Annotated in this window: 12 protein-coding genes; 8 read left to right on the forward strand and 4 right to left on the reverse strand. The window is 69.6% G+C overall.

Annotation, left to right across the window (positions count from 1 at the left end):
* The first annotated feature begins 265 nt into the window (after positions 1–265).
* From ccrA to pssA, 7 genes are all read left to right on the forward strand, one after another.
* Entirely contained in the window at positions 266–1,603 is a 1,338-nt protein-coding gene (ccrA, locus tag ACFWZ2_RS13825) for a crotonyl-CoA carboxylase/reductase (RefSeq protein ID WP_384545292.1), read from the forward strand.
* Positions 1,604–1,625: 22 nt separating this feature from the next.
* The gene (locus ACFWZ2_RS13830; protein ID WP_384545293.1) at positions 1,626–3,674 is read left to right on the forward strand and encodes a protein meaA; all 2,049 of its coding nucleotides are present in this window, start codon (positions 1,626–1,628) and stop codon (positions 3,672–3,674) included.
* Entirely contained in the window at positions 3,671–4,636 is a 966-nt protein-coding gene (locus tag ACFWZ2_RS13835) for an HpcH/HpaI aldolase/citrate lyase family protein (RefSeq protein ID WP_384545294.1), read from the forward strand. The genes ACFWZ2_RS13830 and ACFWZ2_RS13835 overlap by 4 nt, the downstream gene beginning before the upstream one ends.
* A gap of 5 nt (positions 4,637–4,641) precedes the next feature.
* On the forward strand, positions 4,642–5,169 hold the full coding sequence (locus tag ACFWZ2_RS13840) for a MaoC family dehydratase (protein ID WP_384545295.1): 528 nt from the start codon (positions 4,642–4,644) through the stop codon (positions 5,167–5,169).
* 2 nt (positions 5,170–5,171) lie between these two features.
* The gene (locus ACFWZ2_RS13845) at positions 5,172–6,377 is read left to right on the forward strand and encodes an acyl-CoA dehydrogenase family protein (RefSeq protein ID WP_384545296.1); all 1,206 of its coding nucleotides are present in this window, start codon (positions 5,172–5,174) and stop codon (positions 6,375–6,377) included.
* 170 nt (positions 6,378–6,547) lie between these two features.
* Positions 6,548–7,204: a phosphatidylserine decarboxylase gene (locus ACFWZ2_RS13850; protein ID WP_384545297.1), complete on the forward strand. Its 657-nt coding sequence runs from the start codon at positions 6,548–6,550 to the stop codon at positions 7,202–7,204.
* Positions 7,191–8,042, forward strand: coding sequence for a CDP-diacylglycerol--serine O-phosphatidyltransferase (gene pssA, locus ACFWZ2_RS13855; RefSeq protein WP_384545298.1), 852 nt, complete (start codon positions 7,191–7,193; stop codon positions 8,040–8,042). Before ACFWZ2_RS13850 ends, pssA begins: the two co-directional genes overlap by 14 nt.
* Positions 8,043–8,144: 102 nt before the next feature.
* Here the strand turns inward: pssA and ACFWZ2_RS13860 are convergent, their stop codons facing one another.
* Both ACFWZ2_RS13860 and ACFWZ2_RS13865 read right to left on the reverse strand, forming a co-directional pair.
* Positions 8,145–9,161 (reverse strand): zinc-binding dehydrogenase, encoded by a 1,017-nt coding sequence (locus ACFWZ2_RS13860; protein WP_384545299.1) that lies wholly within the window; start codon positions 9,159–9,161, stop codon positions 8,145–8,147.
* A complete protein-coding gene (locus ACFWZ2_RS13865; protein ID WP_384545300.1) occupies positions 9,158–10,333 on the reverse strand; it encodes an LLM class flavin-dependent oxidoreductase in 1,176 nt (391 codons plus the stop codon). Before ACFWZ2_RS13865 ends, ACFWZ2_RS13860 begins: the two co-directional genes overlap by 4 nt.
* 115 nt (positions 10,334–10,448) lie before the next feature.
* Between ACFWZ2_RS13865 and ACFWZ2_RS13870 the strand changes: the two genes are divergently transcribed.
* The gene (locus ACFWZ2_RS13870) at positions 10,449–11,270 is read left to right on the forward strand and encodes a PaaX family transcriptional regulator C-terminal domain-containing protein (protein WP_384545301.1); all 822 of its coding nucleotides are present in this window, start codon (positions 10,449–10,451) and stop codon (positions 11,268–11,270) included.
* Positions 11,271–11,321: 51 nt separating this feature from the next.
* On the opposite strand, the gene ACFWZ2_RS13875 is transcribed toward ACFWZ2_RS13870, so the two are convergent.
* Together ACFWZ2_RS13875 and ACFWZ2_RS13880 are read right to left on the reverse strand one after the other, a co-directional pair.
* Positions 11,322–12,077: a hypothetical protein gene (locus ACFWZ2_RS13875; RefSeq protein ID WP_384545302.1), complete on the reverse strand. Its 756-nt coding sequence runs from the start codon at positions 12,075–12,077 to the stop codon at positions 11,322–11,324.
* Complete coding sequence (locus ACFWZ2_RS13880) at positions 12,074–12,658, reverse strand: hypothetical protein (protein WP_384545303.1); 585 nt, start codon at positions 12,656–12,658, stop codon at positions 12,074–12,076. Before ACFWZ2_RS13880 ends, ACFWZ2_RS13875 begins: the two co-directional genes overlap by 4 nt.
* Positions 12,659–12,765: the final 107 nt, after the last annotated feature.

Below are 12,765 nucleotides of genomic sequence, written 5' to 3' on the forward strand. Positions count from 1 at the left end.
GTCTTGCCCCTTGGCACGCGGTGTCATACGTTGATGTTGTCCGGGCGGCCGGCGTGCAGAGATCTTCCGTACGCCGGCTGTCCCCTCAAGCCACGGCTTGTGCGCCCGGACGCCTGCGTCACAGGCACCTCCCACGCCCCACCAAGGCGTCGCCGAGCACCACCCTTCGCCGAACCGACGGCACACCTCCACCGCACGACCAGCACCCCGACGTAACCCTCAAGACAGCGCTCCCGCAGGGCGCTGCTTCGCCGGAGGCAAAACCGTGAAGGAAATCCTGGACGCGATTCAGTCGCAGGACGCATCGTCCGCCGACTTCGCCGCTCTCCCCCTGCCCGACTCGTACCGCGCGATCACCGTGCACAAGGACGAGACGGAGATGTTCACGGGCCTGGACACCCGCGACAAGGACCCCCGCAAGTCCCTCCACCTGGACGACGTGCCGATCCCCGAACTCGGCCCGGGCGAGGCCCTGGTGGCCGTCATGGCCTCCTCGGTCAACTACAACTCCGTGTGGACTTCGATCTTCGAGCCGCTCTCGACCTTCGGCTTCCTGGAGCGGTACGGCAAGGTCAGCGAGCTCACCAAGCGGCACGACCTGCCGTACCACGTCATCGGCTCCGACCTCGCGGGCGTCGTGCTGCGCACCGGACCCGGCGTGAACGCCTGGCACCCGGGCGACGAGGTCGTCGCGCACTGCCTGAGCGTGGAGTTGGAGTCGAGCGACGGCCACAACGACACGATGCTCGACCCCGAGCAGCGCATCTGGGGCTTCGAGACCAACTTCGGCGGCCTCGCCGAGATCGCGCTCGTCAAGTCCAACCAGCTGATGCCGAAGCCGGACCACCTCAGCTGGGAGGAGGCCGCGTCCCCCGGCCTGGTCAACTCCACCGCGTACCGTCAGCTGGTGTCCCGCAACGGCGCCGGGATGAAGCAGGGCGACAACGTCCTGATCTGGGGCGCGAGCGGCGGACTCGGCTCGTACGCAACGCAGTTCGCGCTCGCGGGCGGCGCCAACCCCATCTGTGTCGTCTCCAGCGAGCAGAAGGCGGACATCTGCCGCGCGATGGGCGCCGAGGCGATCATCGACCGCAGCGCCGAGGGCTACACGTTCTGGAAGGACGAGCACCACCAGGACCCCAAGGAGTGGAAGCGCTTCGGCAAGCGCATCCGTGAACTCACCGGCGGCGAGGACGTGGACATCGTCTTCGAGCACCCGGGCCGCGAGACCTTCGGCGCCTCCGTGTACGTCACGCGCAAGGGCGGCACGATCGTCACCTGCGCCTCGACGTCGGGCTACAACCACGAGTACGACAACCGCTACCTGTGGATGTCCCTCAAGCGCATCATCGGCTCCCACTTCGCCAACTACCGCGAGGCGTGGGAGGCCAACCGCCTGATCGCCAAGGGCAAGATCCACCCGACGCTCTCCAAGGTGTACTCCCTGGAGGACACCGGCCAGGCGGCGTACGACGTCCACCGCAACCTCCACCAGGGCAAGGTCGGCGTGCTCGCCCTCGCCCCCAAGGAGGGCCTGGGCGTGCGCGACCCGGAGATGCGGGCCCGGCACATCGACGCCATCAACCGTTTCCGCAACGTCTGAACCCAGCTAGGAGCAGCGGAGCATGACAGAGCGTCAGAAGGACCGGCCGTGGCTCATGCGGACGTACGCCGGTCATTCCACGGCGGAAGCGTCCAACGAGCTGTACCGGCGCAACCTCGCCAAGGGGCAGACGGGCCTCTCGGTCGCGTTCGACCTGCCCACGCAGACCGGCTACGACCCCGACCACATCCTCGCCCGCGGCGAGGTCGGCCGGGTCGGTGTCCCGGTCTCGCACCTCGGTGACATGCGGCGCCTGTTCCAGGACATCCCCCTGGAGCAGATGAACACCTCGATGACGATCAACGCCACCGCCATGTGGCTCCTGGCGCTCTATCAGGTGGTCGCGGAGGAGCAGGGCGCGGACATCACCCAGCTCCAGGGGACGACGCAGAACGACATCGTCAAGGAGTACCTCTCGCGCGGGACGCACGTCTTCCCGCCGGGGCCCTCCCTGCGGCTCACCACCGACATGATCACGTACACGGTGGCGAACATCCCCAAGTGGAACCCCATCAACATCTGCAGCTACCACCTCCAGGAGGCGGGGGCCACGCCGGTCCAGGAGATCGCGTACGCGATGTCCACCGCCGTCGCGGTTCTCGATGCCGTACGCGACTCAGGGCAGGTCCCCGAGGAGAAGTTCGGGGACGTCGTGGCCCGCATCTCCTTCTTTGTGAACGCGGGTGTCCGCTTCATCGAGGAGATGTGCAAGATGCGGGCGTTCGGGCGGATCTGGGATCAGGTCACGCGCGAGCGGTACGGCATCGAGAACCCGAAGCAGCGCCGGTTCCGCTACGGCGTGCAGGTCAACTCCCTGGGTCTGACCGAGGCCCAGCCGGAGAACAACGTCCAGCGCATCGTCCTCGAAATGCTGGCCGTCACGCTCTCCAAGGACGCACGCGCGCGTGCCGTGCAACTTCCCGCCTGGAACGAGGCGTTGGGCCTGCCCCGCCCCTGGGACCAGCAGTGGTCCCTACGCATCCAGCAGGTCCTCGCGCACGAGAGCGACCTCTTGGAGTACGAGGACATCTTCGCGGGCTCGCATGTCATCGAGAAGAAGGTCGACGAGCTGGTCGCCGAGTCGCTCGCCGAGATGGACCGGATCCAGGAGATGGGCGGCGCGATGGCCGCCGTCGAGTCGGGCTACCTCAAGTCCCAGCTCGTCTCCTCGCACGCCGAACGCCGGGCCAGGATCGAGGCGGGCGACGAGAAGATCATCGGCGTCAACATCTTCGAGTCGACCGAGCCGAACCCGCTCACCGCCGACCTGGACACCGCGATCATGACGGTGGACCACGCCGTCGAGGCGAAGGTCGTGCGGGCCATCGGCGACTGGCGCACCACGCGTCAGGAGTCCTCCGACCGGCAGGGCATGGGCGACCCGTTCCACTTCCCGACCACCCAGCAGGCCCTCGACCGCCTCAAGGAGGCGGCCGCGGGTACGGAGAACCTCATGGAGGCCACCCTCGAATGCGCCCGCGCCGGGGTCACCACCGGCGAGTGGTCAGAGGCCCTGCGCGAGGTGTTCGGCGAGTTCCGTGCCCCCACCGGCGTCTCGTCGGCGCCGGTCGCGGTGGCCGCGGAGGAGGGCACACCCCTGGCCGAGGTCCGCCGCAAGGTCGCCCGCACCGGCGACGAGCTCGGCGGCAAGCTCCGGCTGCTCGTCGGCAAGCCGGGCCTCGACGGCCACTCCAACGGCGCCGAGCAGATCGCCGTGCGCGCCCGCGACGCCGGGTTCGAGGTGGTCTACCAAGGCATCCGGCTCACCCCGGAACAGATCGTGTCCGCCGCGCTCGCCGAGGACGTGCACTGCGTCGGCCTGTCGATCCTCTCCGGGTCGCACGCCGAGCTGGTGCCCGACGTCCTCGCGCGGATGCGTGAGGCGGGCGCCACCGACGTCCCCGTGATCGTCGGTGGCATCATCCCCAACGCCGATGCCGAGGATCTGAGGCGTGCGGGTGTGGCCGCCGTCTTCACCCCCAAGGACTTCGGCATCACGGAGATCATCGGCCGTATCGTCGACGAGATCCGGAAAGCGAACAACCTCGACCCTCTGGAGGTCCCCGCATGACTGCGCCCATCAACCGCCTTCGCCCTCGCCGTTCGTGTCTCGCGGTGCCCGGAAGCAACCCCCGCTTCCTGGAGAAGGCCCAGGGCCTCCCGGCCGACCAGGTCTTCCTGGACCTGGAGGACGCCTGCGCGCCGCTCGCCAAGCCGGAGGCCCGGCACACCATCGTGAAGTTCCTCAACGAGGGCGACTGGACGGGCAAGACGCGGGTCGTGCGCGTCAACGACTGGACCACCGAGTGGACGTACCGCGACGTCGTCACGGTCGTCGAGGGCGCGGGCCAGAACCTCGACTGCATCATGCTGCCGAAGGTCCAGACGGCCGACCAGATCGTCGCGCTCGACCTGCTGCTCACCCAGATCGAGAAGACGATGGGCTTCGAGGTCGGCAAGATCGGCATCGAGGCGCAGATCGAGAACGCGCAGGGCCTCAACAACGTCAACGCGATCGCCGAGGCATCCCAGCGCGTCGAGACGATCATCTTCGGCCCGGCCGACTTCATGGCGTCCATCAACATGAAGTCCCTGGTCGTCGGCGAGCAGCCGCCCGGCTACCCGGCCGACGCCTACCACTTCATCCTGATGAAGATCCTGATGGCCGCCCGCGCCAACAACCTCCAGGCGATCGACGGCCCCTACCTCCAGATCAAGAACGTCGACGGCTACCGCGAGGTCGCGAACCGCGCCGCGGCCCTCGGCTTCGACGGCAAGTGGGTCCTGCACCCCGGCCAGGTCGAGGCGGCCAACGAAGTCTTCTCGCCCTCCCAGGAGGACTTCGACCACGCCGAGCTGATCCTGGACGCGTACGAGTACTGCACGTCCGAGGCGGGCGGCAAGAAGGGCTCGGCGATGCTCGGCGACGAGATGATCGACGAGGCGAGCCGGAAGATGGCGCTCGTCATCTCCGGAAAGGGCCGTGCGGCGGGCATGCAGCGCACGTCCAAGTTCGAGGCCCCGGAGGCGTAAGACACATGCAGTTCGGCCGCACCTACGAAGAGTTCGAAGTCGGCGCCGTGTACAAGCACTGGCCCGGAAAAACGGTCACCGAGTACGACGACCACCTCTTCTGTCTGCTCACCATGAACCACCACCCCCTCCACATGGACACCAACTATGCGGAGAAGACGACGGACTTCGGGAAGAACGTCGTCGTGGGCAACTACATCTACTCGCTGCTCCTCGGCATGTCCGTGCCCGACGTCTCCGGCAAGGCCATCGCCAACCTGGAGGTCGAGTCGCTCAAGCACGTTGCGCCGACCTTCCACGGCGACACGATCTACGGCGAGACGACCGTCCTCGACAAGACGCCGTCGAAGTCCAGGAGCGACCGCGGGATCGTCTACGTGGAGACCAAGGGCTACAAGCAGGACGGCACGCTGGTCTGCGTGTTCCGCCGCAAGGTGATGGTGCCCACCGAGACGTACATCAAGGAGCGTGGCGGCGAGCAGCCCGGCCGCCCCACGCCTTTGAATGTCACAGCCAAGAGCCAGGAGAAGTAGCCATGAGCCGACTCGCGCAGACCGCCGGTCTCACCGACGTCCAGCAGGAGATCCTGTCCACGGTGCGGGACTTCGTCGACAAGGAGATCATCCCTGTCGCGACCGGCCTTGAGCACCGCGACGAGTACCCGCAGCAGATCGTGGACGGCCTCAAGGAGTTGGGCCTGTTCGGGCTCATGATCCCGGAGGAGTACGGCGGCCTGGGCGAGTCGCTGCTCACCTACGCGCTGTGCGTCGAGGAGATAGCGCGCGGCTGGATGTCGGTCTCCGGCATCATCAACACCCACTTCATCGTCGCCTACATGCTCAAGCAGCACGGCACGCAGGAGCAGAAGGAGACCTTCCTGCCGCGCATGGCGGCCGGCGAGGTGCGCGGCGCCTTCTCCATGTCGGAGCCGGGACTTGGCTCCGATGTGTCGGCGATCACGTCGAAGGGCGTCAAGGACGGGGACGAGTATGTCCTCAACGGCCAGAAGATGTGGTTGACGAACGGCGGCACATCCACTTTGGTGGCCGTCCTGTGCCGAAGTGACGAAGGACACCCTGAGGGCACGGCGCCCCACAAGTCGATGACCACGTTCCTTGTCGAGAAGGAGCCCGGTTTCGGTGAGGTCCGCCCCGGCCTCACCATCCCCGGCAAGATCGACAAGATGGGTTACAAGGGCGTCGACACGACCGAACTCATCATGGACGGACTACGTATTCCGGCCAATCGCGTGCTCGGCGGAGTCACCGGCCGAGGGTTTTACCAAATGATGGACGGCGTCGAAGTCGGCCGCGTCAATGTCGCGGCGCGTGGCTGCGGAGTCGCTCAGCGTGCTTTTGAGCTCGGCGTCTCATATGCCCAGCAACGTCACACTTTTGGCAAGCCGATCGCCCAGCACCAGGCGATTCAGTTCAAGCTGGCGGAGATGGCTACCAAGGTCGAGGCCGCCCATGCGATGATGGTCAATGCAGCACGCAAAAAGGACTCCGGGGAACGAAACGACCTCGAAGCAGGGATGGCGAAGTACCTCGCCTCCGAGTACTGCAAGGAAGTCGTGGAGGACGCGTTCCGGATTCACGGCGGTTACGGCTTCTCGAAGGAGTACGAGATCGAGCGCCTCTACCGGGAGGCCCCGATGCTGCTGATCGGTGAAGGTACCGCCGAGATCCAGAAAATGATCATTGGTCGTCGACTGCTCGAAGAGTATCGATTCCAGGGCTAGATGCCCGGTTTGGGGTGTTTTCTTCGCGAAGAAGATCACACCCTGTCAACACTCTTCGGCCGTCGACTCGGCTTCCTGGCTTGCCCAGTTGTGGCTCGCAACCGATAGCATCCGGAGAAAGCCGCCGTCCCCCATTCACTGCGCGGCATCATCCGCTACGAAGGTCATCCATGCCCCACAGCCAAACCTCTGCACCACGCGACGGCATTCTTAAGGGACGCCTTGCTCGCGGAGCATCGCCGTGGCTCCTGCCGACCGTCGCCACCGCGGCACTCAGCCTCGCCCGCGCGCGCCGCTCCAAGGGCGCCGCGGCCGTCGCCGTACCCGCCACCGCGCTGGCGGCGGGCATGCTGTGGTTCTTCCGCGACCCCGAGCGAGAGATCGCTCAGGGCCGGGTCATCTCGCCCGCCGACGGCGTGGTGCAGAGCATCATGCCGTGGAAGGACGGGCGCACCCGCGTCGCCATCTTCATGAGCCCGCTGAACGTCCACGTCAACCGCGCGCCCCTGGCGGGCACGGTGACGTCCGTGGAGCACATCCCCGGCGGGTTCGTCCCGGCGTTCAACAAGGAGAGCGAGAACAACGAGCGCGTTGTCTGGCACTTCGACACCGAGCTCGGCGACATCGAGATGATCCAGATCGCGGGTGCGGTCGCGCGGCGCATCGTGCCGTACGTGCCGCAGGGCTCGAAGGTGGAGCAGGGCGAGCGGATCGGCCTGATCCGCTTCGGCTCACGCGTCGACATCTACCTCCCCGAGGGTGTCGAGGTGGACGTCGAGGTCGGTCAGAAGACCGTGGCTGGGGTGACTCGCATTGACCGTGGTTGATCCAGAGACCCAAGCGGGCTGGGTGCCCGAGGCCGCGGAGGACGAGGCCGACGAGGAGATGCCCCTCTCCTTGAGGCTGTCGATAGCGGACACCCTCACACTCGGCAACGCCACGTGCGGATTCATGGCGGTGTACTTCACCACCACCGGCATCCTCATCCCGCACCTCTCGGGCGACCAGTCGGGGATGGCCCGCAACAGCGCCGCCACCGCGGTGATACTGATGCTGTGCGCGGCGGTCTTCGACCTGTTCGACGGTCTCGTGGCCCGCAAGCTGAGGTCCTCGCCGATGGGGGCGGAGCTGGACAACCTCTCCGACCTGATCAGCTTCGGCCTGGCACCGGCGTACTTCGTGCTCGTGTACGGCATGGTCGCGAGAGACGCGCATGAGCGGGTCGCGGCGGTGGGCGCCATCGTGGTGTTGCTGGCGGTGGTGCTGCGGCTTGCGAGATTCTCCTGCGTGACGGTGCCCGACGGCACCTTCCAGGGCATGCCGTCGCCGTTCGGCGCGCTCACGGTCGTCTCGATCGTGCTCCTGGAGCTGCCCTTCGTGGCGACGCTCCTCGCGATCATCGGCACGGCCTGGCTGATGGTCAGCCGCGTCGAGTACCCGAAGCCACGCGGTCCCCTCGCGGTGGCGATGCTCGCGTGGATCGTCTCGGCCATGGGGCTGCTCGCGGCCTGGGCGTTCGACGCCCCCGGCGGCCAGCTGCTCCTGCAGACCGGCTGCGCGCTCCAGCTCGTCCTCGGCGCGGTGATCCCCCTCTTCGCCACGGCTCGACGGGTCAACAACTTCCGTGACAACCGTCGCGAGGCCCGGGCGGCGCAGCTGCCCTAGCCTTTTGTACGTTGCTCTGGGGGCCTGAACCTGATGGTTCGGGCCCCCTTTGCGTGCCGTGAATCGCCCTTCGGGCTCGTCCTCAAACGCCGGACGGGCTGATCATGGCCGCACCAGCACCTTCACGTGGTCGTCGGGGTGAGCCAGTGCCGCCATCGCCGCGTCGACGTCCCCGAAGCCCACCTCGCCCGTGATCAGGGCCGCCGCGTCCACCCTGCCGTCCGCGATCCGGTCCAGGGTGCGGGCGAACTCCTCCGGCGGGTACGCCATGCACATGGTCACCGTGATGTCCTTGTAGATGCCGACCACGGGGCGGAAGACGTCCTCCGTCATGCAGGCGCCGATCAGCATGACCCGGGTGGAGCGCGGGGCGCGGTGCAGGATCGTGTTCAGCATGCCGGGCCTGCCCGAGCACTCGTACACGGTCGGTGACCGGCCGGATCCGCTCGCCTCCCGCCAGGCGTCGAAGGGGTCGCGCACCGCCGGGTCGAGGACCGTGTGCGCCCCGAAGCGGGCCGCGAGCTCCCTGCGGCGCGGGGACGGCTCCGATACGACGACGGGGGCCACGCCACGCTCCACGAGGGCCGCCGTGGCGCCGAGGCCGATGGGGCCCGCGCCGATGACGACGGCGCCCGTGCCGGGGTCCTGCGCCGCGCGGGCGACGTTGCCGAAGCCGACGGCGAGCGGTTCGGTGAGGGCGGCGACGCGGGGCGGCACATGGCCGGGGACCTCGACGAGGGCGGCCTCCTGGAGCGTCACGCGCTCGCCGAAGCCGCCGGGGAACACCGTGGAGTAACCGATCGTGCGCAGCGTGCCCGTCGCGTCAAGGGCCCAGGGGAGGCCGACGACGACCTTGCCCTGCCACTCCCCCGGGCTCAGCACCCGGGCGCAGAGCTCATGGCCCATGACCAGGTCGGCGTCCGGGTCGAAGAGGAAGGACCCGGTGCCGGAGTCGCGGGAGGCCGCCAGGAAGTCCTCGGTGTGCCGGGCCGCGGAGAGGTCGGAGCCGCAGACACCGGTGGCCAGGGTCTGGGCGACGACCTGGCCGGGGCCGGGGGACGGCGGCTCGGGGACCTCGTCCTCGACGAAGTGTCCCGCGCGCAGCACCGCCGCCCTCATCGCGCGTCCCCGATGGCGGCCTCGACGGCGGCGCGCATCGCGCCCAGGAAGCGCTCGCTGTTCGCGCGGGCCCATGCCATGGACGTCTCGCGGCCGCGGTTCGCCCCGGTGCAGTGCGGCACGACGTACTCCGCGAAGAGTTCGTAGCTGCGCCGCTTCGCCTCCGGTGTGCCGGTCGGCAGGTCGAGCAGGAGCAGCGTGCCGAAGCCGCCCGATGCCTCGGCCAGGGCCTCGATGCGGGCGACGGCGTCCGCCGGGGTGCCGATGGTCGCGACGCCGAAGACGGGGAAGCCCTCGCCGGTCCAGCGCTCGATCGCGTCCTCCGCCGTGCGTCCCCACGGCAGGGTCGTGTCCGAAAGGCCCTCGATGTAGCGGACCAGGTGCAGCACGCCGTACGCGGCCTGGGCGCGGGCCTCGGCCGCCGTCTCCGCCAGGTGCATGGGCACCACGAGACGCCAGGCCTCGCGGTCCGCGGTGTGGCCGTGCTCGGCGCAGGACTTCTCGTACGCGGACCAGTTGCCGTTCAGCGCGGCGAGCCCCGCGGGGTCGGCCGCCGCGAGGGAGAGCAGCCCGATGCCGTGCCGGCCCGCCTGCACGGAACCGGACGGCGAGACGGTCGACGCGACCGCGAGTTCGGTGCCGTCGGGGTGGAAGGGGCCCAGCTGGAGCCTGGCCTCCGCCAGTTCGAACCAGTCCGTGCGCATCGTGACGGTCTCCCCGCGCAGCAGCCGTACGACCGCCTCCAGGGCCTCGGCCATCATGGCGCGCTGGCGCAGCGGGTCGATGCCCATCATGAAGGCGTCGGAGGCGAGCTGCCCCGGGCCCGCGCCCAGCATCACGCGTCCCATGGTCTGGTGGTCGAGCTGCCGGATGCGGTCCGCGAGGATCAGGGGGTGGTGGTACGGCAGGGAGTTCACACCGGTGCCGAGCCGGATGCGGCGGGTGTGCTCGGCCGCCGCGGCGATGAAGACCTCCGGCGACGCGATCGTCTCGTATCCGGCGGAGTGGTGCTCGCCGATCCACGCCTCGTCGAAGCCGAGGGTGTCGAGGTGGCGCACCAGGTCGAGGTCGCGGCGGAGCTGGAGCGCGGGGCTGCCGTCGAGGCCGTGGTAGGGCGCGAGGAAGGTGCCGAAGCGGGTGGGCAGCAGGCGGGTGGGGCCCTGGTGATCCATGCGTACGCCTTTCACCGGGAAGGACGTCGGACATAAGCTCGGGCAGTCGCGGTTTTGTGTCCCACGTCCTATACCGGGGCCCTTAAGAGGTCAACACACAGGAGGCGAGGGATCGTTGGAGGCGCCACGCACCCGCCGCCGCGCGGACGGCTCGCCCAGCGCGCGGACACTGCTGCTGACCGTCCTCGGCGAGTACGTGCGGTACGCGGGCGCCACGCGCGTGCCCTCCCGTGCCGTGGTCGGCGCGCTCGGTGCCTGCGGGATCGGCGAGGCGGCGGCCCGGCGTGCGCCGACCCGGCTCGTGCAGGAGGGCTGGCTGCGTACGGAGCCGGTGGGGCGCCGCACCGTCCTCGTCCTGGAGCCGCGCCTCGTCGCGCTGCTCACGGCGTGGACGCACCGGCTGGAGCGCGCGGTCGAGGAGACCCCATGGCACGGCGAGTGGCAGCAACTGCTGCTCCGCGGGCCCGCACTGGGCCACGCCCTGCTGGCGCAGCAGCTGGCCTTCGAGGGCTTCGGGCCGCTGGACCGGGGTGTGTGGGTCGCGGCGGACGCGGGCGGCGTGGCCGCGCTCAAGGAGCTGCTGCGGGAACAGGGGCTCGCCTCGTACGCGACGTGGCTGACATGCCGTGCCGAGCGGGACGGTGAACTGGTCGCGGGCGCCTGGGACCTGGCGGCGGTGCGCGCCGTCCACGAGGAGTTCCTCGGGCGGTTCGAGGGGGTGCGGGCCGGTACGGACGAGGAGGCGTTCGTGCTGCGGACGCGGCTCGTGCACGCCTGGCGCGGCACGTTCGAGCGGGATCCCCGGCTGCCCGCCGCGCTGCTGCCGCGCGGCTGGCCGGGGCTCGCCGCGACGCGGTCGTTCGTACGGACGTGGCGGGCGCTGCGCGCCCCGGCGGACCGTCACTGGGACCTGCTGGCGCGGGATCCCGTGGTGTGACGGCGCCGGGCTGCGCGGCGCGCGGCGGCCGGTTCCCTGCCGGCCGGTTCCCTACGTGCTGAGCAGGTCCTGGAAGGCGCTCGCCGATTCCGTCGCGGACCGGCCGAACGGCGCGTCGAAGTTCCAGACCAGGAAGAGCAGGAAGGCGATCAGGGCGCTGAAGGTCCCGGCCAGCAGGAGTTCCCGTGCCGAGCGTCTGATCTGCAGCGTGAAGATCAGCCCGACCGTGACGAGGGCCCCGGCGACCAGGCCGAACCAGACCACTCCGGGGAGCGTCGCCTCCGCGTTGTCGGCTCGGGTCCTGCGCGCCTCGTCGGCGGCGGCCACCTGGTCGAGCAGCGGCTGGTACGTCTGTGCCTCCAGGTCGTTGGCGGGCGGCCGTTCGGCGATGTCCTCGCGCAGGGTGTCCAGGAGTTCGGTGCCCCGCTCGGTGAGTTCGTGGCGCTCGATCATGCGCGGCCACTCGACGGTCGTCACATGCTCGGTGTAGCGCCGCACATCCTGCTGGATGCGCTCCTGCGCTGCGGCCGGGTAGATCTTGGCGCGGCTGCTGATCTCGTGCAGCGCCTGGGCCTCCTGGCGTGTGCCGTCCTCGGCGGCGCCGCGCGCCTCCCAGACGCCCGCGATGGCGAGCCCCAGGACGATCGCGTACACGACGCCGACCATCATCACCATGTACTCGATGACGTCCGGTGTCTGACTGGTGTCGTCGTCCTCGGGCACACGGCGGTGCTTGAGCACGGTGACGGTCAGAACGACCGCGCAGGCCAGCGCCATGGCGACGGCGAGTACGAGCCATTCCGTCACGAAGATCCTCCGGAGTGGGAGCGGGAACGGGACGAGGCGCCCGAGCGGGAGCCCGAGCGCGGCCGCAGCAGGGCTGCGGCGAGGACCGCCGGGGTGGTGACGACCATCGTGGTGGTGACCACGGAACGCCCGGCCGGGGGCTCCGGTTCACCGGCGCCGCGGTAGTGCGGGGCCGGGAAGGAGGGCGGTGGCGCGGGCGCGGGCCGTCGGTGCGGCGGTGCGGATTCCAGGCGTACGGGGATGAGGAGTTCCCGGACGCGGGGCGCGGCCGGGGCCGGGCGCGGTGCGGGGCGGGCGCGGGGCGGCGGCTCGGGGGACGGTTCCGGCGTGGGGCGGTCGGGGGACGGTGGGGTGGCCGGGGGCGGGTCCCTGCGCGGCGGGGCGGCCCGGTGCGCGGCGGGTCCGGGCGCGGGGCCGACGGCGATGTCCGCGGCCGCGCCCGGCAGGTCCTCGCGGCAGACCTCCACCTGCCCGGACAGGGCGACGCCCAGCGCCTCGACGTGCGCGGCGACGGACACGCCGCCCACCGGGCACAGGGTCACGACGATGCCCAGGCCGCCGAGCCCCGCCCACCCGGTCAAGATCGACTCCTCTTCACGTACAGAAGAAACGATCAAGTTCCCGGTCGGATACGGGGGCTTCAGGCCAGCCGCGGCACAACGACGGCGAGGCCCCGCCAGGGTGTGGC

Source organism: Streptomyces sp. NPDC059002, assembly GCF_042740435.1.
In the GTDB taxonomy this organism is placed as follows: domain Bacteria; phylum Actinomycetota; class Actinomycetes; order Streptomycetales; family Streptomycetaceae; genus Streptomyces.

Coding starts and splice junctions, on each gene's coding strand:
- ACFWZ2_RS13860 (WP_384545299.1), bottom strand. CDS start 9,161: ATGAGGGCGGCGGTGCTGCGCGCGGGACACTTCGTCGAGGACGAGGTC.
- ACFWZ2_RS13845 (WP_384545296.1), top strand. CDS start 5,172: ATGAGCCGACTCGCGCAGACCGCCGGTCTCACCGACGTCCAGCAGGAG.
- ACFWZ2_RS13850 (WP_384545297.1), top strand. CDS start 6,548: ATGCCCCACAGCCAAACCTCTGCACCACGCGACGGCATTCTTAAGGGA.
- ACFWZ2_RS13830 (WP_384545293.1), top strand. CDS start 1,626: ATGACAGAGCGTCAGAAGGACCGGCCGTGGCTCATGCGGACGTACGCC.
- ACFWZ2_RS13840 (WP_384545295.1), top strand. CDS start 4,642: ATGCAGTTCGGCCGCACCTACGAAGAGTTCGAAGTCGGCGCCGTGTAC.
- ACFWZ2_RS13835 (WP_384545294.1), top strand. CDS start 3,671: ATGACTGCGCCCATCAACCGCCTTCGCCCTCGCCGTTCGTGTCTCGCG.
- ACFWZ2_RS13865 (WP_384545300.1), bottom strand. CDS start 10,333: ATGGATCACCAGGGCCCCACCCGCCTGCTGCCCACCCGCTTCGGCACC.